The following is a 21,947-nucleotide window of genomic DNA, read 5'->3' as shown; positions in this document are numbered from 1 at the left end:
CCATGCCGATTCCGCATGGAACGGCGCGTGCGGACATTGGACCGCATGGAGGCGGCGGGTGAGGGTGGTCCGGTACTCATGACACGCACCGGGCCGGTGCCGTGCGGCACCGGCCCCTACGCGCCCCTGCCCGGGGCGCACCGGAGGTCCGTACCATGATCATGCAGCTCACCCGCGCCGGGCGCGTCCTCACGGGATGCGCCGCCGCGCTCGTCCTCGCCCCGCTGACCGCCTGCGTCGAGCAGAGGGCACAGGCCGCCCCGCCCTCCCCCGCCTCGTTCTCCGCCCCTCCCTCCTCCACCTCGTCCACCGTCGGAACGGCGTCCGTCCCGGACGCGGCCGGCGCGTCCCACCGACGCGAATTCCGCGCCCTGGAGCAGGCCTTCGACGCCCGGCTCGGGGTCTACGCGATCGACACCGGCACCGGCCGCGAGATCGCCTACCGGGACCGCGAACGGTTCCCCTACGCGTCCACCTTCAAGGCCCTGGCCGCCGGTGCCGTGCTGCGCGAGGAGAAGCTGAGCGGCATGCGGCGCGTCGTGCGGTACACGAAGGACGAGCTGGTCGAGCCGTCGCCGGTCACCGAGAAGCACGTCGACACGGGCATGACGCTGGACGCCCTCGCCGACGCCGCCGTCCGCCACAGCGACAACACGGCGGGCAACCTGCTCTTCGAGGAACTGAGCGGTCCGAAGGGCCTCCAGGCCGTGCTGCGGTCGCTCGGCGACGACGTGACCCGGATGGACCGGATCGAGCCGGAGCTCGGGGACTGGCGGCCGGGCGAGGTCCGGGACACCAGTTCGCCGCGGGCGCTCGCCGGTGACCTGCGCGCCTTCGTCCTCGGCGACGTGCTGCGGGCCCCCGAGCGGGAGCGGCTCACCACCTGGCTGAAGACCAATCTGACGGGTGACGAGACCATCCGCGCCGGAGTGCCGGACACCTGGGTGGTCGGGGACAAGACGGGGACGGCGACGACGTACGGCGGGCGCAACGACATGGCCGTGGTCTGGCCCCCGGACGGGGCGCCGATCGTGATGGCGATCCTGTCGACCCGCTCCGACCGCGAGGCGGAGCCCGACAACCGGCTGATCGCCCGGGCCGCCTCCGTGGTCGCCGGGGCGCTGCGCTGAGCGAGGGTTTCAGGTGCCGGGACGGACGCGCGCGCCGGTGGGGGCGGGGCGCCCCGCAGGTCGTTCGGTCGAGGGCTCCGAAGGGGGTTCGGACGAGGGTTCCGAGGGGAGTTCGGACGAGGGTTCGGAGGGGAGTTCGGACGGGGGCTCCGGCGGGTGGGCGAGCAGCCTGTCGAGCAGCTCCGCGTTCCATTCGACGTACTCGACGCCCGCTCCGTCCGCGTGGCGGGCGTAGAGGAACCGCCCGGTCGGGCCCTCGGTCGCGGGGGTGGTGAGGGTGGCGCCGGCGGCCTTCAAGATCTCCTGGAGGACGTCGAGGTCCCGGACGACGACGGTGGCGGAGGCGTGGCCGTACTTCGCGCGTTCCTCGGCCGGCCCCGCGATGACCAGGAAGTCGCCGATGGCCCCGAGGGCGACCGACTGGAACGTCAGCCGCAGGTGGGGCCGTTCACCCGTGAGCCGTTCCAGGAGCGGCAGAGCGCGGTCGAGGTCGTCGGCCCACAGGCGTGCGTAGGTCTTCAGGATGGTCATGGTCTCGCTCCCCCGGATCTCTTCCCGTTCCCCGGCAACCGTAGGTGAGTATGTTCCGACGCGGGAGGACGCACTTTCCAGTGAGAGGGGCACCTGATGGAAACCGAACAGGTCGAGCCCGAGGAGGCGGACGCGGCACGTGTCCATTCCCTGGCCCGCGAGGTCTTCTCGGGGGTGGCCGACAAATGGTCCCTGCTGGTCATCAATGCCCTGGGGTCCCGGACGCTGCGGTTCACCGAGCTGAGGGCCGAGGTGGAGGGTGTCAGCCACAAGATGCTCACGCAGACCCTCCGCGGGCTGGAGCGGAACGGGGTGGTGCACAGGACCGTGTACGCGACGGTCCCGCCCCGCGTGGACTACCGGCTCACCGGGGCGGGCGAGGACCTGCGCGACACGGTCAACGGCGTGTGCGCCTGGACCCGCCGCCACCTGGGCGAGGTCGAGGCCGCGCGGCTCCGCTTCGCCGAACGGGGAGACGGCACCGGGCGGTGAGCCGTGGCCCGGGGCCGATCACGCGGAGCCGGTGGTCACCGCTCCCGGTCTCCGGGCGTGAACGGGCCGGTCGCGGGGGCCACGCACGTGTCGACGACGGTCTCCTCGCCGGCCGCCGATCCCTCCAGACAGAGCCGCCCGCCCTTCTCGCGCAGGTCGAGGAGGAACCGCGTGGTCGCACCGGACCGCTTCAGGCCGTGGATCCGGTCGTCGGTGTAGCCGAGGTCGTTCAGGACCGTCCTGACCTTCGCGGGAGTGGGCTCCTCCACGGCCAGGAGGGCCCCGGCGACGCGCTCCCCGTGGAGGTGGCTCGCGCACCAGTCACGCCCGTTCAGTTCCACCTCCGGTCCCGCCGTGGGGGCGATCGGCACGACCGCGTCGGCCGGCGGCTCCGCGCCGGGCGGTGCCGTCGCCACCGACGGACCGCTCGGCGGAGCCACGGGCGGGGCGCCCGGAGGCGGGCACGTCCGCTCGATGTGCTTCTGGATCTCCGCGAGGGCGGGGCCGGGCTGCCGGCTCCCCACCGCGTCCGCGCGGACGGCCCGCTCCCCGCCGGCGGTCGTCTTCGCGGTGCCGCACGCGCCGAGCGCCAGCACGGTCAGGGCCGTAGCGGCCGGGATCAACCACGACCGGCGCGAGGAACGGGCGAACAGGCCGGTGGAGGAAGGGATTCGTCTCATGTGCACAGTCTCCGGCCGAGCCGCCGCCCGCGCGTGAGTACGCGTACTCACCCGGGCCGGAACAGGCACTCAACCCCGAACGGCCCGTTGTGGTGCGGTCCGCCGTGGCCCGGGGGCCGGGGACACCGGTCGCCGGTCCCCTGCCGTACCTCCGTGGTAGTCATGTCGCATGAGCCAGTTCCACGACTTCAACCTCAAGCTGCTCGTCATCGAGGAGCTCATGTACGGCCCCGAGCCGCTCCTCCCGGTCTACGACCTGCCCGCGCGGCTGGCCGAGCGGGGCATCGGCGACCCCGCGTCCTACGCCCTGGAGAACGGACTCCACGCGGAGGTGCTGCCGGAGTCCCGGGCCCATTTCGAGGCCCTGGAGATCCCGGCCGAGCTGCTCGGCCGCGTCGAGGAGCTGTGCTTCGACGCCGGTGCGGACGTCTTCCAGCACTGCGCCCCCGCGTGGGACGGCGAGGACGACCTGTTCGACGTCCGCTCGCTCGACGACCTCGCCCTGCTGCCCAACCTGCGGGAGGTCACCTTCGTGGAGGACGGCGTCCTGGCCGTGCCGGACGCGGCGGAGGTCTTCGCCGCGCGCGGCATCGACACCGACTGAGTCCCGGAGTCCCCGGCGGCCCGGGCCCGTCCGGCTGTTCCGCCGCCGGGCCCGGCACCGTCCGCGTCGGGGCGGCCGCGGGGACGGACCCGTGAGCGGCCTCCGCGGTGGCGGGACGGATGCCCTCGTCCGGCAGCCGGTACGCCCCCGGGGGGGAGGAACCGACCACGATCGGCGTTCCGCCGGCCGAGGACACGCACATGATTCTGAGACCGACGGCCTGCGGCCGGCCCGGTCGCGGGCGGACCGGCCACCGTGCCCGGGAGGCGTCCGCCGGCAGTGGATCATTAGCGGGACGTAAGCGACGGACGGGAGGCTCGACACGTCAGCGGGTCCGCCCGCACGTCGGAGCGAGGAGCAGGGAAATGAAGAAGTTCGGGACCGCCGTCGTCGCGGCGGTCGTTCTGGCGGGTCTTGCGGCGACGGCCGCGCCCGCCCAGGCACTGAGCCACTGCAGCCGGAGCGGCGGCGCGGTCTACATCTGCGAGTACGGGGTCACCGTTCACCCGCTTCCCGACGGCACGAAGCAGGAGTTCCTGGTCGGCACCGACTCGGCGGTGTGGACCCGCTGGAACGACAAGCGCGGGAAGTGGACCGGCTGGCAGTCCATGGGCGGGATCGTCTCCGGTCAGATCGTCGTCATCGACCGCTTCAGCGAGGGCGATCCCTGGCGGTTCGCCCTGAGCGTCCCGACCCCCGACGGCTGGCGCTACGTCAACATCCGCAGCCACGACGGCGCTTGGAGCGGCTGGCAGCCCATGCCCGACCCGGTCTGACCGGTACGGGGCCGAGGCGGGCCGTCCGGTCCGCGCCGGGCGGACGGTCCCCCGGCGTGCGCGCCGCCGCCGGGTGTGCGCGCCGCCGCCGGGCCGGGAACTCAGGCGGCCGCGGTGCGAAAGGTGCTGGGGCTCAGGCCCTTGTGGCGTTTGAACGCGGCGCTGAAGCCGAAGGCGTCGGCGTAACCGACCGACGTTCCGATCTGGGCGATGCTGAGGTCGGTGTCGGTCAGGAGCGTCTCGGCCTCGTCCATGCGGCACTGGGTGAGGTAGGCGAGGGGCGGGCAGCCCATCAGCTGGGTGAAGCGCTTGGCGAAGAGCGCCCTGGAGACGCCGGCCCGGGTGGCCAGCGACGCCACCGTCCACGCCTCGGAGGGCCGGTCGTGGAAGGCTTGCAGGGCGGGGGCGAGGACCGGGTCGGCGAGGCCCCGGTACCAGCTGGGGGCGTCGGCCCCGGCCCGGTCGAACCAGCTGCGCAGCGTGCACACCAGGGCCCAGTCGAGGAGCCGGTCCATCAACGCCTGCGAGCCGGCCGAGAACCGGGCGGCGTCGGCGGCGGCCGTTTCCAGCCAGGCGCAGACCTCGGCGTCCTCCTCGATCACCAGGACGGGCGGCAGGGCGCGCAGGAGCCGTTCGTGGCGGTGGCCCGAGGCGCGGTAGGCGCCCACGATCAGCGCGGTCGCCCCCTCCGAGTCGGCGCCCCAGTGGATCCCGCCGAGTTCCCGGGGGGCGTCGCACTCGGGGTCCCCGGTGAAGCAGGCGATCTCGTAGGCGCAGTGGGGGCCCTGGACGGTGGCGGGGCGGTCCGCGAGGTGGAACGGCGCGGACCCGCTCACGACGGCCGTGTCGCCCGCGCCGATCTCCCGCTCGGTGCCGTCGGGCAGCATCAGGGTGCCCCCGCCGCGCAGGACGCTGATCATGGTGAGCGGCGCGTCGTCGGTGAAGCGGATGGTCCAGGGCGCCGTCAGGACGGCGTGGCTGACGACCGACCCCTCGGCGCGGATGCCGCTCAGGAGCGAACTCAAAGGATCCATGGAGAGCAGCGTAGACGATCTCCTATGCTCCGGAGCGTTTCTCCCATGGATCATCCACGCCGCCATGGCTGTACTGGACTCATCGCACCGACCGACACAGCCGGGAGACACCGTGACGCAGCACGCGCAGCACGACAGCCGTACCAGGACCGCCCTCGTGGTCGTCGCGCACCACCGCACCGATTCCCTGACCGCGCACACGGCCCGCCGTGCCGCCGCCCGCCTCGAGGCCGCCGGCTACCGCGTCGACACGCTCGACCTGCACGCCGAGGGGTTCGACCCCCGGATGAACACCTCCGACCAGCCGGACTGGGGCGACAGGGAGAAGCCCTACTCCGACGAGGCCCACGCCCACATGCGGCGCATCCTCGACGCCGACGCCGTCGTCGCCGTCTTCCCGGTGTACTGGCAGAGCGTGCCCGCCCTCCTCAAGGGCTGGATCGACCGCGTGTGGAACTACGGCTTCGCCTACGGCCGCAGCAAGCCCCGCCTCGCCGGCAAGCGCATGCTGTGGCTGGCCCTGGCCGGCGCCACCGGCGACGACCCCTTCGTCAAGGACATGCAGACCGTCCTCGAAACCAATCTGAGCGAGGGCATCGCCTACTACTGCGGCTTCTCCCACTCCGCCGTCGCCCTCCTCACCGACGCGGAAGAGCGCCCGCAGCGCGTCGACGCCGGAGGCATGCTCCTGGTCGGCGAAGCGGTCTCGGGCGCCGAGCGGGAGGCGCAGTACGCCGACTTCGACCGGCGCGTCCAGGAGTTCGTGGAGGGGTTCATCGCCGAGGAGCACGTGGCGGCCTGACCGTCACCCGCGCGGGCGGCCCGGCCGTACGGGTCGGGTCCGTCCGCGTCCGGGGCGTTTCCCTTTCGGTCCGCCCGTCGTTGCTCGAACGGCGGGGTGCGTTCCCGCACCTCGTCCCCGGCGCGTGCCTACCCGCGAGGAGCGATGATGACCAGCCAGGACTTTCTGACGGCGAAGATCGAGCGAGGGTTCGACCAGCTCGACGTGAACGGCACCGGTGTCCTCACCGAGGACGACCACGTGGAGATGGGCCGCCGGGTGGCGACCTCCCTCGGCCACGCCGACGGCTCCCCGGAGACCGGTCGGATCGTCGACGCCTACACGACGATCTGGCGGGAGGTGCACCTGCCGTTCCTCCCGGCCGGCAGCCGGGGCATCCCCAAGGAGCAGTTCGTCGCCTCCACCCGTGCGCTCGCCGAGGACCCGGAGGCCGCGCGGGACGCCCTCGGCCGGATCGCCGAAACCTACCTCCAGATCGCCGACATCGACCAGGACGGCCGGATCGGCCCCGCCGAGTTCCTCGCCTTCCAGCGCGGGCACTTCCCGGGGCTGACGGAAGAGAGCGCGGCCGAAGCGTTCCACCGCCTCGACACCGATGGCGACGGCGCGCTGTCGCCCACCGAGTTCACCCGCGCGGTCGTCGAGTTCTGGACCAGCTCGGACCCCGACGCCGCCGGCAACTGGTGGATGGGGCGCCCTGTCGCTCCCCACGCCTGACCCGACCGCGTCACGCACCTGCCCTTCGGCGGAGGGACGGTCCGCCCGGCCCCCGGGCGGGCCCTGTCCACGGGCCCGGTCCCGTCCCGTCTCGGCCCGGAACACCTCCACGGGACGGCATGGAGCCGTCGCCGGACCGGCTCGCGTCACCGGGACGGCGTACGGCCCGCGGCCTCCGGTCGGCGAACGCCGGACCGCTCCGCGGGGCGGTGGCCACAGCGTGCGGCCCGGCGCGGCGCCCACGGGACCGGCCCGTTCGGGGACGGGCGGGACGGTGCCGGTGGACGTCGTGTTTTCGCCGGGTGCCGAATGGCGGCGTCCTGTCGGGGCAGCCGATACTTCCAGCAGATACCGCATCCCTTTTGTTGTTCCGGAGGCATCGTCATGAGTCTTCTGCGTATCGTCGGCCGCCCCCTGCTCGCCTCGATGTTCATCGCCGGCGGCGTGAACTCTCTGCGCGATCCCCAGCGGGTCGCTCCTGTGGCCGAATCCGTCGCCCGGCCCGTGACCGAACGGATTTCCGTACTGCCGGACGACACCGAGAAACTCGTCCGGCTCAACGGTGCCGTGCAAGTGGTGAGCGGCGTCCTGCTCGGGCTCGGCCGCTGCCCCCGGCTGTCCGCGCTGGCCCTCGCCGCGACACTGGTGCCCACCACGCTGGCCGCGCACCGTTACTGGGAGGTCGAGGACCCCTCCGACCGGGCCCAGCAGCGCATCCACTTCTTCAAGAACATGTCCATGCTGGGCGGTCTCCTGATCACCGCCGACGACACCGGCAGCGCGCCCTCGCTGCTGTGGCGCGGCCGCCACGCCGCCCACGACCTGCGGCACGACGCGCGCCTGGTGCACCGCTCGGTCCGGGCCACGGCGCGCCCCGCGGCGGCGGTCGGCGGCGGCCGGGCCAAGCTGGGCATCTGAGCCGGGGGCGGAGGGGGCGAGCGGGCCCGCCGCGATGCCGCCGACCGTGCGCGGGCCGCCCCGTCGGCCCGATGCGATCGCGCGTTTCGTCACCACCGCCGTGTCCGGGCCGGGAACCGCGGTCAGGACCGCGAGGCGTGCAGGGCCGCCTTCGGGGGGCACGCCGCCGCTCCGCGCGGGTTGCTGGAGGACGGGACCCCGCCGGACGGGCCGATCGGCGCGGACGACCGCGCCCGCCTGCTCAGGGCAGCGGGATCGTGGCCGCCGCGCGGTCGAGACGCTGCCGCTGGGATGCGGTGGGCCGGAGGTCCGCCGCGGCGAGGTTCTCCTCCAGGTGGGCGAGCGAGGCGGTTCCGGGGGGCGGCAGGACGACCGGGGAACGGGCGAGCAGCCAGGCGAGCAGGACCTGCGGAGCGGTGGTGCCGAGTTCGGCGGCGACGGTGGTGAGCGCGGAGGACGGGCCGGATTCGGCCGCCACGGCGACGGGGCGCCAGGGCAGGAAGGCGATGCCCGCGGTCTCGCACGCCTCCAGAACCGGGTCGTGCTCCCGGTCGAAGAGGCTGTAGCGGTTCTGCACGCTCGCGATCTCGGCGGTCCGACGATACCGAGGGCGGTACGGCCCGGCCGGTGCCCTCATATTCGAAAGCACCACGCGGAAACCTCCCGCTTGGAGTTATGGCACAACCGTTCGGTAGGGGGCGCAATTCGGCGCCCGAACAGGAAGAATCCCGGTCGCACCACCCAAAGGACTCAGAGGAAAGACTCGTGCGACCAAGACTCTTCGGCATGACCGCCTCCGTGGCCGCGTTCGGACTGCTGGGCCCCCTCGTCGCCGCCTGCGGCGCGCCCGGGAGCGGCGGGACGACGCTGCGCCTGGTGGCGCCCGAGTACGGCAGCGGACCGGCGACCGGTTCCCGGGCGTACTGGGACGGGCTGTCCGCCGCCTTCGCCGCCGCCCATCCCGGCAAGAAGGTCGAGGTGACGCTCTACCCGTGGGCCGACGTCGACCGCGAGGTCACCCGCATGGTCGAGGAGGGCGACGCCCCGGACGTGGCCCTGCTGGGCGCGTACTCCGACTTCGCCGCGCAGGGCCGCCTCTACTCCGCCGACGAGGTGCTGTCGATCAGGGCGGAGGCGAACTTCCTGCCGCCGCTGGTGAAGGCGGGCTCGGTCGACGACACCCTCTACGGGCTGCCCTTCGTGGCCAGCAGCCGGCTGCTCTTCTACAACGAGGAGCTGTTCGAGAGGGCCGGTGCGAAGCCGCCGAGGACCTGGTCGGAGCTGAAGCGCGCGGCCGAGGCGCTGAAGGCGGCGGGCGTGGCCTGTCCGTACGCGCTGCCGCTCGGTCCCGAGGAGGCGCATGCCGAGGCCCTGATCTGGGAACTCAGCAACGGCGGCGGGTACACGGACATGAGCGGGAAGTACAGCCTCGCGTCCGAGCGGAACACGCAGACGTTCCGCTGGATCAAGGACAACCTGGTCCGGCCGGGACTGACCGGCCGGGTCCCGCCGGCCGGTCTCAACCGGCAGGACGCCTTCACCGCCTTCCTGCGCGGCGACGTCGGGATGCTCAACGGCTACCCCTCGCTCCTCCACGAGGCGAGGGCGAAGGGCATGAAGGTCGGCACGCTGCGGATGCCCGTGTCGGACACGCTGGAGGACGGGGAGGTGCCGCCCGCGGCGGGCGTCGCCGACTGGATGATGGCCTTCAGGCACGACGGCAACCGCGAACTGGTGGGCTCGTTCCTGAACTTCGTCTACGAGGACGAGAACCTCAACAGGTTCGCCGAGCGCTACCACCTGCTGCCGTCGACGGTGTCCGCCACCCAGGCGTCCCGGGGCACGGCGGCGGACCCCAGCGCCGAGCAGTTCCTGGGCGCGCTGCGCAGCGCGCAGCTCTACCCGGTCAACGACCCGTCCTGGTTGCAGGTCAGCAACACCATCAAGCGGAACATCGGCAAGGCGGTCGCGCCGTCCGCCGATCCGAAGGCCGTGCTGGAGCAGATCGCCCTGCAGGCGGAGGAGGCGGCGCGGCCGGAGTGAGCCGCGGGCCGGGTCCGGGTCCTGACATCCTGGGGGCATGAATCCTGAGGATCCGCTCCCCCGCCCCCTGCTGGTGGTGGACGGTGCCAATGTCGTGGGATCGGTGCCCGACGGCTGGTGGCGCGACCGGCGCGGGGCCGCCGAGCGGTTGCGCGACCGGCTCGCCGCCACCGGCGGCCCGGCCGACGGTCCCCACCCGGGTCCGTACGACGTCGTCCTGGTCGTCGAGGGGCGGGCCCGGGGCGTCGCCTCCGTGCCCGGTGTGCGGGTCGAGGAGGCTTCCGGCAGCGGTGACGACCTGATCGTCGAGCTGGTCCGGGGCGCGAACGGCCGGCCGTGCCTGGTCGTCACGGCCGACCGGGAACTGCGCCGGCGCGTGGAGGAGGAGGGCGCCCGCTGCACGGGCCCCGGCGGTCTGCCTCCGGCGCCCGCCCGCTGACACGCCCCGGAAGCGGGTCCCGGACCTCAGTCGCCGGCCGCGTCCCCGGGAAGGCCGTCCAGGAGGTGGCCGAGCGTCCCGAGGACCAGCCGGCAGACCTCGTCCGGGTCCGCCTCCGCCAAGGGGCGCTTGCCCACGACCACCCGCGTCAGGCCGATGCCCAGCAGCCACGACAGGGCGAGGTCCGCCCGCAGCTCCGCGTCGTGCCGGGTGCTCAGCTCCGCCAGGGCCTTGGCGTACGCGTCGCCCAGCGCGGCCACCGCCGTGGAGACCTCGTCGCCGCCGCCCACCGAGCGCAGCATCGTCTTCAGCGACCGGCTCGCCCCCGGGGCGCCGGCCGGGTCCGCCGGCGGGTGCAGCAGGCTGCGCAGCACCGCCTCCGCCAGCCGTTCCGGCGGGGTGCTCCGCAGCTGCTCGTGGCCGCCCTGCGCGACCACCTCGCCGAACAGGGCCTGTTTGGAGCCGAAGTACCGGAAGAGCAGGGCCTGGTTCGCCCCGGCCCGGGCGGCGATCTCCCGCACCGTCGTCCGGTCGTACCCGCGCTCGGCGAAGAGGGCCGACGCCGCGGCGAGCAGCCGTTCCCGGGTGGCGCCGCCCCGCGCGCCACCGGCCCCTATCCCCTCTCCGGGCACACCGTCCCCGGGCTCACGGGCGTCCCGTACGGACCGCTCCGCTCCGGCCGTCTCCGTCCCCCCGGATCTCGTCCGCGCCATCCCCGCCACCTCCGCGCCCCCGCCGCCGGCCACCCGAACGGCGCGAACGGCCCCATTGACCGCCTCTGGCGACCACCCTAGGTTCTGTAAGCAGCCGCTTACACAACGGAGGCGCCCCATGACCACGACGACCGACCCCACTCCCCTGGCCTATCCGTTCAACGAGCCCGAAGGACTCGGCCTGGCCGAGGCGTACACCGAAGCGCTGGAGCGCCCCGGGCTGTTACGCATCCGGATGGCGTACGGCGAGCCCGCCTGGCTCGCCACCCGCTACGCCGACGCCCGCCTGGTCCTCGGCGACCGGCGCTTCAGCCGCGCCGAGTCCCTCAAGCACGACGAGCCCCGCCAGTCCGAGGCGCAGCAGGACACCGGCATCCTCGGCATGGACCCGCCCGGCCACACCCGGCTGCGCACGCTGGTCGCCAAGGCGTTCACGGTCCACCAGGTCGAGAAGCTGCGGCCCCAGGTGCGCGAGCTGGCCCACGGGCTCCTCGACGAGATGGAGGCCGCGGGACCGCCGGCCGACCTCGTGGAGTCGTACGCGCTGCCCATCCCGGTCGCGGTCATCTGCCGGATGCTCGGCGTACCGGAGGAGGACCGTCCGAGGTTCCGGGTGTGGAGCGACGCGGCCCTGTCCACGAGTTCGCTGACCGCCGAGGAGTTCTGGCGCAGCCGCGAGGAGCTGCGCGCCTACATGGCGGCGCTCGTCGAGGACCACCGGGCCCGTCCGCGCCCCGATCTGATGACCGGTCTGATCGAGGCCCGCGACACCGGCGACCGGCTCACCGAGCTGGAGCTGATCGACCTGTGCGTGGGCATCCTCGTCGCGGGGCACGAGACGACGGCCAGCCAGATCCCCAACTTCGTCCACGCCCTGCTCGACCACCCGGACCAGCTCGCCCTGCTGCGCGAGAGGCCCGACCTGATCAAGGGCGCCGTCGAGGAACTGCTGCGGTTCGTCCCGCTCGGCAGCGGAGCCGCCTTCCCCCGCTACGCCACCGAGGACGTCGAGATGGGCGGCACCCTGGTCCGGGCGGGAGAGCCGGTGCTCGTGGCGATCGGCGCCGCCAACCACGACGCCCTGAAGTTCACCGGACCCGGACGGCTCGACGTCACCCGCACCGGCGTCCAGCACCTCGGCTTCGGGCACGGCGTCCACCACTGCCTGGGGGCGCCGCTCGCCCGCCTGGAGCTCCAGGAGGCGATCCTGGCGCTCCTGCACCGCTTCCCCGGACTGCACCTGGCGGGGGACGTCCGCTGGAAGAACCAGATGCTGGTGCGCGGGCCGCGCGAGATGCCGGTGGGCTGGTGAGCGCGACGGGCTGGACCACCGAGGTCGACCGGGAGATGTGCATGGGCTCGGGCATGTGCGCCGGGCTCGCCCCGGACCTGTACCGGCTGGAGGGCGACACGGCGGAGGCGGTGCGTCCGGAGATCGCCGAGGACGAACGGGCCCTGGACGCCGCCGACTCCTGTCCGGCGCTCGCCATCACCGTCCGCGCGGGCACCCGGACGGTGGGCCCCCGCCACTGACGGAACCGGCCGGACGAGGGACGGGCCGCGTCCTTCCCGTCGGCCGCCGCGGGGCGGTTCGGCGGGAGGGACGCGCGCGCCGTCCGGCCGGACCGCCCGCCGCCACGAGTCGATCCGCCCGCCGCCATGAGCCGATCCGCCCGCCGTCGCGGGCGGATCCGTGCGGGCCGGGCCTTCAGACTTCAGGAAGTCCCTTCGTAGAGAATTTCAAATTTCTGCAAGTCTTTGGCATGCGAAAGACGAAGGGGGTCAGACCTCCATCTCCTCTTCGACGCGGCGCAGTTGGTGCCGGGCCATGGCGAGGTTGGCCTTGTGCTTGTCGAGGACGAGGTAGAGGAAGAGGTTGGTCTTGCCCCGCCCCTTCCCGAGGGTGATCAGGTGGTACTGGTTGCCCAGGGTGATGAGGATGTCGTCGATCTGCTCCTGGAGGCCGAGGAGTTCCATGGTGTGGACCTTGGCCCGGATCACGTCGGTGTTCCCCGCGACCGCGACGTGGACGTCGAAGTCGCGTCCGCCGCCGAGGGACCCGAGAGTCATGCCGCTGGTGTAGTCGCCCACCGCGGCGGCGAGGCTGCCTTCCACCCGGGTCATGATCTCCTTGAGAGAGACTTCCACGTTCGCCATGGGCTGCCGCCTTCCGTAGTGGATATGCCGGACGCCTGTGCGCGCCCGGTCGATGCGACGCTACCCATCCCGCCCGTCCGGCGGGGGCGCTTTGCGCGAACACGTGCGCACGGCGCCCCCGGCGGGCGGTCAGCGGCGGGCCGAGGCGTCCAGGTCCGCGAGGAGCGCGGCCTGGCCCTGGAGCACTCCGGTGAGGATGCCGCGCGCGACCCGGAGGAGTTCCGCGACCTCGCCGTTGACCAGGCGGTAGTACACGCTGACGCCCTCGCGGCGCGTCAGGACGAGGTTCGACCTGCGCAGCACGGCCAGTTGCTGGGACAGCGCCGCCGGCTCCACGCCCACTTCGAGGAGGAGTTCGGAGACGGCGTGCTCACGGACGCTGAGCAGCTCCAGGACCCGGATGCGGACCGGATGGCCGAGCGTCTTGAAGAACTCGGCCTTCAGCTGGTAGAGCGGCGTGCTCACCTCGGTGGCCGGTTCGCCGCCCGCCGCCCTGGGTGCGCGTGTTGGCACGGTGGGCCCCTCCCTGGCTACGGGCGGCCGTCGTCGATCCGCCGATGCTGTCGTCCCCACGATCCCAGACTCCCGCACCGCGGCACACCCGTCTTCGCACATCGGAGTCGCCCCGCGCCCCGGGAACCGCCCCCGGAGCCGCCCCCGTTTCCCTCGGAACCGTCCGCGTGCCCTTCGGCGTTCCCCGTGCCCGACCCGGCCGTCGAGCGGGCGCCGGGCGGGCCCGTCAGGTGCGGGCCGGCACGGGGCCGCACAGCTGGTTGCCCGGTTCGGCCGGATCGTCGCTGATCCAGAACTGGACCCACAGCCCGGTGAACTCGGAGCGGTCGAGACAACCGTCCCCGTCCTGGTCGAGGAGGTCGAAGACGTCGGCGACGTCGACGCTCCCGCCGTGCCAGGTCTCGACCAGCCGCCGGTGCTCGGCGGGAGAGATCCGGCCGTCGCCGTTCTCGTCGACGGCGTCGAAGACGGTCTCGGCGGTCGCGGCGACGACCTCGCGCATCGTGGGCAGCAGGTCCACCATGGCGAGGAGTTCGTCCAGGTCGATCCTGCCGTCCCCGTCCGTGTCCACATGGGTCGCGAGGTGGTCCCACCAGCCCAGCATGAGCGCGTCCACGCGCGCGGCCAGTTCGGATCCCGGCCGCACGCGGGGCAGGGCCCTCCAGCGTTCCGCGAGGGCCCGGAAGTCGCTCTGGTCGAGGTAGCCGTCGTCGTCGGCGTCGAACGCGCGGAACATGCCGACGAGCTTGTCGCGCTGGAACTCACTTGCCACGGTGGGCCTCTCTCTCGCTGTTCCCGGCGATCCTGCCCGTGGGAGGCCCCGCCCCAACGGCGCCCGGTGGCGCGAGGGGGCGCGCCCGCGGCATCGCCCGTACGCCCGGCGCCCCGCGCGCCCCGTTTGACCGCCCGGCATCACCCGTGGGGGTGAGAGCCGCCCGGCGGGTGTCGTCCGGCCTCCGGGAAACCGCCTCCGGCCCTCCGGAAAAACACCTGGGGGATCGAACGGCGTCGGGTTACGATGCGCGGGATGACGAACTTCTCCTCGTACCGATTGGGGGACTCGTTCACGCAAGGTGAGTGCTGATGGCACATCACCTCGCGAACGAGATTCCGACCCGTCTCCTGATGTGGCAGCGCGTACGCCGGTACGCCGTGCCACCGTCCATGATCGAGACCGCGACCGCACGCCGTGCGGTCGGTGACTGGGCGGGGGCCTGCGCCGCCGCCCGGATCGACGTCGACTTCGATCTGCGCGCCGTGGCCGACCGCCACGGCACTGTTCGAGCGGCTCGGCTCCGTGCCGATCTGCGGCGCCTGGCACCGGACCTGCTCCGCTGGCACATGCCCCGCATCGCCCCCGACGGACGGCTCCGGCCCGGTCTCACCACGGTGCTGGCCCGTTACCGGGACCCGGACGCCGTGCCGCTGAGCCTGGTGGTCCGCACCCCACCGGCCCGGGCGGACGCCGGGCAGCGGATGTCGCTCGCCGTCCGGGAGGGGACCGGGAACGACGTTCCCGGCCGCACCCCGCGCGTCCATCCGCACCCGCATCCCGACCGGCGCTTCCGGCTCGACCTGCACCGGCACCTCTGGGACGCGGAGCGGTCCGGTGACCTGGCGCGGCGGTGCGGCGCGGACGGTCCGCCGTCCACGGCTCCGCCACCCGCGTGGCTCGACGCCTCCTTCGCGCGGGACGGCTCCTGGGCGGTCGCCCGGTGGGCGGCCGAAGCGGAGTCGCTGTCGCGGGCCGAGGGGCTCGGCCCGCGCGGGGCCTTCACCGTGCGGTCCGGTGCGGGGCGGCGGGCCGTGTTCGGGCTCGTCGCTCCCGACGACGGCCACGTCCCGGTCCTCGCACCCCTGCGGGAGCCGTTGCCGCCGCAGGTGGCGGCCGCGCTTCCCGTACTGCCGGAAGCGGCGGCCCGGACCCTTCCCGACCTGGAGCTGCTGCGCGCGGGGCTGATCACGCCCGAGCGGCTGCACCCCCTGGTCGCCGGGGCCCTGGCGGCGTGCGTCCCCGCCGTCCCTCCGGTGGCGTCCGGTCTCCTCCACGAGCCCGACGATCCGCACCGGGTGGAGTGCCGGGGCGAGGTCCACCGGATCGCCCTGAGGAACGGGGTTCTGGCGGCGGTCGACCACGACCCGGTGACTCTGCGCCGGGAGGAACTCCTCGTGGCCCTCGGCGGGCCGGCGCTGCCCTGCCTGCGGGCGATCGACGGGGTGCACCGCAGTCCGGAGGCACTGCCCGCGGTCCGGGAACGGCTGGGACACGGGGACGTCTCCGGGGCGCTGGCCGTCGTGACGGGGCTCCTCGGTCCCGACGCGGTCCTGCGCGACGGTCCGCTCCGGGAGGAGCTGGTGTCCGCCGCGGCCCGGCGCGTCGACCACGGCCTCTTCCGCGCGGGCCTCGTGCCCGAAGCGCGCGCCGACTCGGCGGACGGCGGGAACGCCTCGGAGACGGGCCGGCGTCCCCGGCTCGACCGCCGCACGCCCCGGGCGGTGCGCCTCAAACGGAACGGCCTGTCCCGGCCCCGGACCGGGCTGTTCCGGTGACCGGCTCCCCCGCCCTCCGAACCCCCTGAGCTTCGCCCGGCCCCTCGCAGTCCCTCCGGAATCCTTCGGCTTCCGGGCTCCTCCGCCCGTACCGCGCTTCGAGCGCCTCCACGTGCCACGCCCTCCCGGACGGGTCGCCCCGTCCCCTCCCTCCCCTCAGGTGATGCCCATGACGTTCAGCACCCGCATGCCCTCCTCCGCCCCCTCCCCCGCGGTCGGCACCCGCCTCGCCCTGGCCGACGACCTCCTCGGGCTCCTGCGGACGACCACGACCGAGCCCCGTCCCGACGAGCAGCTCGAAGCGCTCACCCTGGCCGTCGCCGCCGACCTGCCCGTACTGCTCTGGGGCGAGCCCGGCATCGGCAAGACCGCGGCCCTGACCCGGCTCGCCGACTCCCTCGGCCTGCCGCTGACGACCGTCATCGCCAGCGTCCACGAGCCGTCCGACTTCTCCGGGCTGCCGATCGTGGGCGACGACCCGGAGGTACGGGGGGTTCCGATGGCGCCGCCGCAGTGGGCCGTGGAACTCGTGCGCGCCGGGCGGGGCCTGCTCTTCCTCGACGAGCTCTCCACCGCCACCCCCGCCGTGCAGGCCGCGCTGCTCCGGGTCGTCCTGGAACGGCGGGTCGGCACGCTGCGGCTGCCGCCGGACGTGCGGATCGTGGCCGCCGCCAACCCCCGGGCCTCGGCGGCGGACGGGTGGGAGCTGAGCCCTCCGCTGGCCAACCGGTTCGTGCACCTGTACTGGGTGCACGACCAGGAGGTGGTGGTGCGCGGTCTCGGCGGGGTCTGGCCGCGGGCGGAGCTGCCCCGGCTGGCTCCGGAGGGGCTGCCGGAGGCGGCGGCCTTCGCCCGGCGCGCGGTCTGCGGCTTCCTGAAGGCCCGGCCGACGCTGATCCACCGGCTGCCCAGCACCGAGACGCGGCGCGGGGGCGCCTGGCCCTCGCCCCGGAGCTGGGAGGCCGCGCTGACCCTCCTCGCCTTCGGGACGGCGGCCTCCGTCTCGCGGGAGGTGCTGGCGCTGCTGGTGCGGGGAGCGGTGGGGGACGGTCCGGGGCTCGAACTCATGGCCCATCTGGACCGGATGGACCTGCCGGACCCCGAGTCGCTGCTGGCCGACCCGGCCTCCGCCGCGCTGCCGGAGCGCGGCGACCTGCGCCAGGCGGCGCTGGAGGCGGTGGTGGCCGCCGTCGGCGCGCGCCCGGAGCGGGAACGGTGGGAGGCCGGCTGGGCCGTACTGGTCCGGGCCCTGGAGACCGGCGCACCGGACCTGCTCGTCGCCCCGGCGACGGCACTGGCCGCGCTGCGTCGCGACGACTGGGAGATCCCCGCGTCGGTGGAACGCCTTGCCGGAGTGGTCGGACTCGCCCGGCGCGCGGACCGGTCGGTGGGGCGGGCCACCGCCGCGGCCGGCACCGGGCGTACGGCGGGGGCGCGCCGGTGACGGGGGCTACGCGGCCCCGGGCGCCGCACCGGAAGGTCCCGCTCCCCCGCCCGATGGCCCCTCTCCCGCCGCCGCGCCCCGTGCGGGCCACCGTGCCGATGCGGCCGGGTGGTCACGGCGGGGAGGATGGTGACGGCGGGGCGGCCGGTGACGGCGGGGCGGCCGGTGACGGCGGGCCGGCCGGTGACGGCGGGCCGGCCGGTGACGGCGGGCCGGCCGGTGACGGCGGGCCGGCCGGTGACGGCGGGCCGGCCGGGTCCGGCGGGTCGAGCGGGTCCGGTCGGGCGGCCGGTGCGGCCGGACCCGCCCTGGACATGGACAAGTTGCTGGCCGCCCGGCTGCACGCCGTCAAGGTGCGGCCCTACCTGGCGGGCGCGCTCTTCGCGTTGCACGTGGTGGAGGACCGGTCGGTGCCGACGATGGCCGTGGACGCGTACTGGCGCTGCTACGTCTCCCCGCGCTTCGTGGCGTCCACTCCGGTGGAGGAGCTGGCGGGCGTCTGGGTGCACGAGGTCTCCCACCTGCTCCGGGACCACCACGGCCGGGGCGAGCGGTACGCGGAGGAGTACGGCGAGCACGGACCGGGAGAGCGGCTGCGGCGCAACATCGCCGCCGACTTCGAGATCAACGACGACATCTACGGCGACGGTCTGCTCCGGCCGGCCGGAGCGGTGCTGCCGTCGCTGCTGCGGCTGCCCGAGGGCCTGCTGATGGAGGAGTACCTGCGGACGGCGTCTTTGTCCGGGCTCGCCGGCCTGGCCTGGCTGGACTGCGGCAGCGGCGCCGACGGTCACGGACGGCCGTGGGAGCTGGGGCCCGACGGGGCCCACGGGCTGAGCAGGCAGCAGCGGGACGCGGTGCGCTTCCGGGTCGCGGAGGGCATCAAGGGCCGGCCGGGCGACGCGCCGGAGGGATGGCGCCGGTGGGCGGAGGAGGCGTTCCACACGCCGCAGCCGTGGCGGCGCCTGCTGGGGGCCGCGATCCGTTCGGCGGCCGGGGCGCCCGGGACGGGCGAGAACCACAGCTACCGGCGTCCGTCCCGGCGTTCGGCCGGGGTCCCGGGCGTGGTGCTGCCGAGTCTGCGCCGCGTGCCGCCCCGGGTCTGCGTGGTCATCGACACCTCGGGGTCGGTGAGCGACGCCGAGCTGGGCGGCGCGCTCCTGGAGGTGGCGGCGATCTCGCGGGCGGTGGGCGGGCGGCGCGACCTGGTCTCGGTGATCTCCTGCGACGCGGCGGCCGGTGTGGCCGTGCCGCTCTGCCGCGCGGAGAACATCGAGCTGATCGGCGGCGGCGGCACGGATCTGCGCTCCGGTTTCGCCCGGGCGCTGCGCGCCCGGCCCCGTCCGGACGTCGTCGTCGCCCTGACGGACGGCCAGACGCCCTGGCCCTCCGCGCAGCCGCCCTGCCGCACCGTCGTGGGTCTCTTCCCCCGGCCCGCCCGCACGGTGGACGAGGAGAACCCCGACTACGTCCCCGACGCTCCGCCCGCCTGGGCGCGCGTCGTCACCATCGCCTGACGCCCGGCCGCTCGGGCCGGGCGACGCGCCTCCCCTGCTTGTCAGGCCGTCCCTGACGTCCTTAAGCTGGCCGTCAGGGACGGCCTGACAAGCGGGCCGCCGGTGGAGGAGGTTGCGCCGTGCTCGCCGAGACGACGGACAGGGACGGCCGGGCGTGCTCGTTCTGCGCCAGGCCCGAGGCGGAGGTGACCAAGCTGGTCGCCGGGCCCGGGGTGAACATCTGCACCGAGTGCGTGGACCTGGCGGCCTCGATCGTGGCCGAGTACCGGCCGGGCCCGACCGAGCTGCGGATGCCGATGTGGGGCGAACAGACCGACGACGAGATGCTGGAGCGGCTGCCGCGGGTCGCGGCCGTCGCCGACCAGGTCGAGGCCGATCTGCGCATGTGGGTGACGGAACTCCGGCGGCGCGGCGTGACCTGGGCCAGGATCGGCCGGGCCCTGGGCATCACCCGCCAGTCGGCCTGGGAACGGTTCTCCGGGGAGGAGTGATCCGGGAACGCCGTCCGCCCGCCGTGCGTCCCCCGGTCAGTCCTCCCGGTGCGCCGGCCGCACCAGCCCGCGGAACGGCCGGAACCGGAGGCCGTCGGCCGGTTCGTCCTCGAACCCGGTGAGCACGAGGAGCTGCCGTCCGTCCTCGGCGACGTAGAAGCACTCCGTCACCGCGTCCGGGGCGGCGGGATCGCGGCCGGTCCGCGCGTCGGCGAGCGCGCGGGCCTCCCCGGCGTCCCCGGTGTCGTACCAGGCCGCGGTGAAGCAGCGGGCGGTCCCGTCGTTCCGGCCCGTGAGGCGGTGGGGGGCGTAACGGCCGGGCGGGCCGGCCGAGTAGAGCGCCTGGACGGCGCTGCCGAGGGTCTGCTGGTTGCGGGGGTCGGCGGCGAAGGTCCGGTGGGCTCCGGAATCCGTCCACTGGGCGAAGTTGAGGACGGTCCGGCCGTCGGAGCCCGCCAGGCAGTGTCGCGCCAGGTACGCGGCCGGCAGCCGGGTCTCCTCCCAGGCGTCCATGACGCCGGACATGACCCTCCGCTGCTGTTCGGGCCCCTCGGTGTGCCACAGGGACGCCAGGACGAGGCCCGCGTCCGGGCGGGTGGGATCGGGCAGTGCGGTCGGCCGGAGGCCGGTGACGGTGTCGGTCATGCCACCAGCCTCCGACCTCGACCGCGGTTGAGGTCAAGTCCCCTGGTCGCGCGGGGCGGTTGACCCCGGCGGGGGTCAGACGGTCGGGGTGATGAGGTCGCTCAGCGGCTGGGCGGAGTCGGTGCCGGAGTGGCCGAAGGGGGCGTCGAAGCTCCAGACGAGGAAGAGCAGGAAGACCACCAGGGAGCTGAAGGTGGTGGCCAGCAGCAGTTCGCGGGCGGAGCGGCGGATCTGCAGGGTGTAGAGCAGGCCGAGGGTGACCACGGCACCGGCGACGAGACCGAACCAGACCGCGCCGGGCAGGGTGGTGCCGGCGCTGTCCAGGCGCTGGTGGCGGGCGTCGTCCGCGGCGGCGACCTGGTCGAGGAGGGGCTGGTAGGCCTGGGCCTGCAGTTCGTCGGCCGGGGTGTGGTGGGCGATGTCGCTGCGGATGCGGCCGAGCAGGCCCGCGCCGGTGGCGTCGACGGGCACGCCGTCCTTCATGGCGGGCCACTCGTTGGTGACGGCGTGCTGGGCGTACGCGTCGATGTGCTCCTTGACCTGGGCGCGGAAGGCCGCCGGGTAGACGTCGAGCCGCTGGTCGATCTCGTACAGGGCCTGGGCCTCGCGCTGGACGGTGTCCTCGGCCGCGCCACGGGCCTCCCACACGCCGGCGATCGCCAGGCCGAGCACGATGGCGTAGACGACGCCGACCATCATGACCATGTACTCCAGCACGTCCGGGGTCTCGGAGGTGTCCTCGTCCACGTCCACCCGGCGGTGCCGCATGACGGTCGTCGCGATGACGAGCAGGCAGACCAGGACTGAGGCGAGGGTGTAGACGAGCCATTCCGACACAGCGCAACTCCAGGACGGGCGAAGGAAGAAGAGGGAAGAAGGGGGAAAGGGAGGGTGTGGGGCGTCAGGCGCGGTTGCGGCGGCGGGACCCGGGGCGCAGGGCGGCCGCGGCGAGGACGCCCGGGAGGGTGATGACGACCGTGGTCATGGTCGTCGACATTCCGGCCGGGACCGGACGGGTGGGGCCGCCGGTGTAGTGCAGGCGCGGTACCCAGCGGAAGGCCTGCCGGACCTTCGCCGGAACGGGAGCCGGAGCCGAGGTCCGAGTCGGAGCCGTGGTGGTGTCGGGCGCCGGGTCGACCGGGGGCGCCGACTCCTGGACGAATTCGGCGGATTCGACGTGCTCCATGGGTCCGGCCGGCCCGGCGGGCTCCGGCGCGGTGGCTCGGGGGGCCGTGTGGTGGCCGGCCGGCCGGGCCGGGGACGTCACGACCGGCCCGGCCGCCGGCGCGGGCGAGGGCGGGGCCGAGGGGATCGGCGCGGGCGGAGGCACGGGCGGTACCGGGGGCCCCGGCGCGGGCGGAGGTACGGGCGCCTGCGGCGCCGAGGGCCGGCACGCGGGCGGGAGGGCGTCCGTCTGCCGGGGCGGTGCCGCATCACCACGGCCCATGTCGACCCATACGTCAGGGGCGCACACCACCAGGTGGTCGGTGGTCGGGGTGTGTTCCACGACGACCGCGGCGCCGCCGTGCTGAGGCAGCGGGCACAGGGCCGCCGCGGCTCCCAGACCGACACTGATCCAGCTGCCCACCAGCAGTCCTCTCCCGCTACGACCTGTTCCCGCACGCCCCTCGGCCGTCCGGAAGGGGCGGGGGCGGCGTCGCCGTGAGGTGGCGACACAGCGGGTAACGATCATGGACGGGGCAGGTCACGGGCCGTGCCCGGCGAAGAGGGCCGAAGACGCGGTCTTTCAC

24 protein-coding genes and 2 pseudogenes are annotated in these 21,947 nt (G+C 74.3%); 15 read left to right on the top strand and 11 right to left on the bottom strand.

All coding sequences use genetic code 11. From position 1 onward, the window contains the following. Nucleotides 1–161 precede the first annotated feature (161 nt). Nucleotides 162–1,130, top strand: a complete 969-nt coding sequence (bla, locus tag ACIQKA_RS06050) for a class A beta-lactamase (protein ID WP_402540258.1) — start codon at nucleotides 162–164, stop codon at nucleotides 1,128–1,130. 162 nt (nucleotides 1,131–1,292) lie between these two features. Here bla and ACIQKA_RS06045 read toward each other — a convergent pair. Next, nucleotides 1,293–1,661, bottom strand: a pseudogene (locus ACIQKA_RS06045) (VOC family protein); the annotation flags it as partial. A gap of 96 nt (nucleotides 1,662–1,757) precedes the next feature. Here ACIQKA_RS06045 and ACIQKA_RS06040 point away from each other — a divergent pair. Further along, the gene (locus tag ACIQKA_RS06040) at nucleotides 1,758–2,153 is read left to right on the top strand and encodes a winged helix-turn-helix transcriptional regulator (RefSeq protein WP_383151981.1); all 396 of its coding nucleotides are present in this window, start codon (nucleotides 1,758–1,760) and stop codon (nucleotides 2,151–2,153) included. 35 nt (nucleotides 2,154–2,188) lie between these two features. Here ACIQKA_RS06040 and ACIQKA_RS06035 read toward each other — a convergent pair whose 3' ends face one another. Continuing rightward, complete coding sequence (locus tag ACIQKA_RS06035) at nucleotides 2,189–2,833, bottom strand: hypothetical protein (protein ID WP_402540117.1); 645 nt, start codon at nucleotides 2,831–2,833, stop codon at nucleotides 2,189–2,191. 169 nt (nucleotides 2,834–3,002) lie between these two features. On the opposite strand from ACIQKA_RS06035, the gene ACIQKA_RS06030 reads away from it, so the two are divergent. After that, on the top strand, nucleotides 3,003–3,437 hold the full coding sequence (locus ACIQKA_RS06030; protein WP_383430055.1) for a DUF6892 domain-containing protein: 435 nt from the start codon (nucleotides 3,003–3,005) through the stop codon (nucleotides 3,435–3,437). A gap of 365 nt (nucleotides 3,438–3,802) precedes the next feature. After that, nucleotides 3,803–4,213 (top strand): hypothetical protein, encoded by a 411-nt coding sequence (locus ACIQKA_RS06025; RefSeq protein WP_383151984.1) that lies wholly within the window; start codon nucleotides 3,803–3,805, stop codon nucleotides 4,211–4,213. Between the two features lie 101 nt (nucleotides 4,214–4,314). Here the strand turns inward: ACIQKA_RS06025 and ACIQKA_RS06020 are convergent, their stop codons facing one another. Continuing rightward, nucleotides 4,315–5,256 carry an AraC family transcriptional regulator gene (locus ACIQKA_RS06020; protein WP_402540257.1) on the bottom strand — a complete coding sequence of 314 codons (942 nt, stop codon included), beginning with the start codon at nucleotides 5,254–5,256 and terminating at the stop codon, nucleotides 4,315–4,317. A gap of 103 nt (nucleotides 5,257–5,359) precedes the next feature. Between ACIQKA_RS06020 and ACIQKA_RS06015 the strand changes: the two genes are divergently transcribed. The 3 genes from ACIQKA_RS06015 (at nucleotide 5,360) to ACIQKA_RS06005 (ending at nucleotide 7,684) form a co-directional block, all read left to right on the top strand. Then, nucleotides 5,360–6,049: an NAD(P)H oxidoreductase gene (locus tag ACIQKA_RS06015; RefSeq protein WP_383430053.1), complete on the top strand. Its 690-nt coding sequence runs from the start codon at nucleotides 5,360–5,362 to the stop codon at nucleotides 6,047–6,049. A 147-nt stretch (nucleotides 6,050–6,196) separates the two neighbouring features. Beyond that, nucleotides 6,197–6,766, top strand: a complete 570-nt coding sequence (locus tag ACIQKA_RS06010) for an EF-hand domain-containing protein (protein ID WP_383151986.1) — start codon at nucleotides 6,197–6,199, stop codon at nucleotides 6,764–6,766. A 384-nt stretch (nucleotides 6,767–7,150) separates the two neighbouring features. After that, on the top strand, nucleotides 7,151–7,684 hold the full coding sequence (locus tag ACIQKA_RS06005) for a DoxX family membrane protein (protein WP_383430048.1): 534 nt from the start codon (nucleotides 7,151–7,153) through the stop codon (nucleotides 7,682–7,684). A gap of 241 nt (nucleotides 7,685–7,925) precedes the next feature. Here the strand turns inward: ACIQKA_RS06005 and ACIQKA_RS06000 are convergent. Further along, nucleotides 7,926–8,285: pseudogene (locus ACIQKA_RS06000) on the bottom strand (aldo/keto reductase); the annotation flags it as partial. A gap of 185 nt (nucleotides 8,286–8,470) precedes the next feature. On the opposite strand from ACIQKA_RS06000, the gene ACIQKA_RS05995 reads away from it, so the two are divergent. After that, nucleotides 8,471–9,727 carry an extracellular solute-binding protein gene (locus ACIQKA_RS05995; protein WP_390106365.1) on the top strand — a complete coding sequence of 419 codons (1,257 nt, stop codon included), beginning with the start codon at nucleotides 8,471–8,473 and terminating at the stop codon, nucleotides 9,725–9,727. A 37-nt stretch (nucleotides 9,728–9,764) separates the two neighbouring features. Next, nucleotides 9,765–10,166: an NTP pyrophosphohydrolase gene (locus ACIQKA_RS05990; protein ID WP_391095144.1), complete on the top strand. Its 402-nt coding sequence runs from the start codon at nucleotides 9,765–9,767 to the stop codon at nucleotides 10,164–10,166. 26 nt (nucleotides 10,167–10,192) lie between these two features. Here ACIQKA_RS05990 and ACIQKA_RS05985 read toward each other — a convergent pair whose 3' ends face one another. Continuing rightward, nucleotides 10,193–10,879, bottom strand: a complete 687-nt coding sequence (locus ACIQKA_RS05985) for a TetR family transcriptional regulator (protein WP_391095143.1) — start codon at nucleotides 10,877–10,879, stop codon at nucleotides 10,193–10,195. 118 nt (nucleotides 10,880–10,997) lie between these two features. On the opposite strand from ACIQKA_RS05985, the gene ACIQKA_RS05980 reads away from it, so the two are divergent. Together ACIQKA_RS05980 and ACIQKA_RS05975 are read left to right on the top strand one after the other, a co-directional pair. Next, nucleotides 10,998–12,191 (top strand): cytochrome P450, encoded by a 1,194-nt coding sequence (locus ACIQKA_RS05980; protein WP_402540114.1) that lies wholly within the window; start codon nucleotides 10,998–11,000, stop codon nucleotides 12,189–12,191. Continuing rightward, the gene (locus tag ACIQKA_RS05975; protein WP_383151992.1) at nucleotides 12,188–12,412 is read left to right on the top strand and encodes a ferredoxin; all 225 of its coding nucleotides are present in this window, start codon (nucleotides 12,188–12,190) and stop codon (nucleotides 12,410–12,412) included. The genes ACIQKA_RS05980 and ACIQKA_RS05975 overlap by 4 nt, the downstream gene beginning before the upstream one ends. 249 nt (nucleotides 12,413–12,661) lie before the next feature. On the opposite strand, the gene ACIQKA_RS05970 is transcribed toward ACIQKA_RS05975, so the two are convergent. The 3 genes from ACIQKA_RS05970 to ACIQKA_RS05960 all read right to left on the bottom strand — a co-directional run bounded on the left by ACIQKA_RS05970 (nucleotide 12,662) and on the right by ACIQKA_RS05960 (nucleotide 14,321). Continuing rightward, nucleotides 12,662–13,036, bottom strand: a complete 375-nt coding sequence (locus ACIQKA_RS05970) for a hypothetical protein (RefSeq protein ID WP_383151993.1) — start codon at nucleotides 13,034–13,036, stop codon at nucleotides 12,662–12,664. A 129-nt stretch (nucleotides 13,037–13,165) separates the two neighbouring features. Beyond that, nucleotides 13,166–13,501: an ArsR/SmtB family transcription factor gene (locus ACIQKA_RS05965; protein WP_383152016.1), complete on the bottom strand. Its 336-nt coding sequence runs from the start codon at nucleotides 13,499–13,501 to the stop codon at nucleotides 13,166–13,168. Nucleotides 13,502–13,775: 274 nt separating this feature from the next. Continuing rightward, complete coding sequence (locus tag ACIQKA_RS05960) at nucleotides 13,776–14,321, bottom strand: EF-hand domain-containing protein (RefSeq protein WP_390106370.1); 546 nt, start codon at nucleotides 14,319–14,321, stop codon at nucleotides 13,776–13,778. Between the two features lie 311 nt (nucleotides 14,322–14,632). On the opposite strand from ACIQKA_RS05960, the gene ACIQKA_RS05955 reads away from it, so the two are divergent. The 4 genes from ACIQKA_RS05955 (at nucleotide 14,633) to ACIQKA_RS05940 (ending at nucleotide 19,551) form a co-directional block, all read left to right on the top strand. Then, nucleotides 14,633–16,099 (top strand): hypothetical protein, encoded by a 1,467-nt coding sequence (locus ACIQKA_RS05955; protein WP_391095141.1) that lies wholly within the window; start codon nucleotides 14,633–14,635, stop codon nucleotides 16,097–16,099. A 169-nt stretch (nucleotides 16,100–16,268) separates the two neighbouring features. Continuing rightward, the gene (locus ACIQKA_RS05950; RefSeq protein ID WP_391095139.1) at nucleotides 16,269–17,543 is read left to right on the top strand and encodes an AAA family ATPase; all 1,275 of its coding nucleotides are present in this window, start codon (nucleotides 16,269–16,271) and stop codon (nucleotides 17,541–17,543) included. 314 nt (nucleotides 17,544–17,857) lie between these two features. Continuing rightward, nucleotides 17,858–19,060: a DUF2201 family putative metallopeptidase gene (locus ACIQKA_RS05945; RefSeq protein ID WP_391095137.1), complete on the top strand. Its 1,203-nt coding sequence runs from the start codon at nucleotides 17,858–17,860 to the stop codon at nucleotides 19,058–19,060. Nucleotides 19,061–19,179: 119 nt separating this feature from the next. Beyond that, a complete protein-coding gene (locus ACIQKA_RS05940) occupies nucleotides 19,180–19,551 on the top strand; it encodes a ClpX C4-type zinc finger protein (protein ID WP_383151999.1) in 372 nt (123 codons plus the stop codon). A 36-nt stretch (nucleotides 19,552–19,587) separates the two neighbouring features. Here the strand turns inward: ACIQKA_RS05940 and ACIQKA_RS05935 are convergent, their stop codons facing one another. From ACIQKA_RS05935 to ACIQKA_RS05925, 3 genes are all read right to left on the bottom strand, one after another. After that, complete coding sequence (locus ACIQKA_RS05935) at nucleotides 19,588–20,196, bottom strand: hypothetical protein (protein ID WP_383152000.1); 609 nt, start codon at nucleotides 20,194–20,196, stop codon at nucleotides 19,588–19,590. Nucleotides 20,197–20,271: 75 nt separating this feature from the next. Further along, nucleotides 20,272–21,033: a hypothetical protein gene (locus ACIQKA_RS05930; RefSeq protein ID WP_383152001.1), complete on the bottom strand. Its 762-nt coding sequence runs from the start codon at nucleotides 21,031–21,033 to the stop codon at nucleotides 20,272–20,274. A gap of 64 nt (nucleotides 21,034–21,097) precedes the next feature. Next, a complete protein-coding gene (locus ACIQKA_RS05925) occupies nucleotides 21,098–21,382 on the bottom strand; it encodes a hypothetical protein (RefSeq protein WP_391095136.1) in 285 nt (94 codons plus the stop codon). Nucleotides 21,383–21,947: the final 565 nt, after the last annotated feature.

Origin of the sequence: Streptomyces sp. NPDC092045 (assembly GCF_044756005.1) — a bacterium.
Classification (GTDB): Bacteria; Actinomycetota; Actinomycetes; order Streptomycetales; family Streptomycetaceae; genus Streptomyces.
This window is presented reverse-complemented; position numbering and strand designations above follow the sequence as displayed.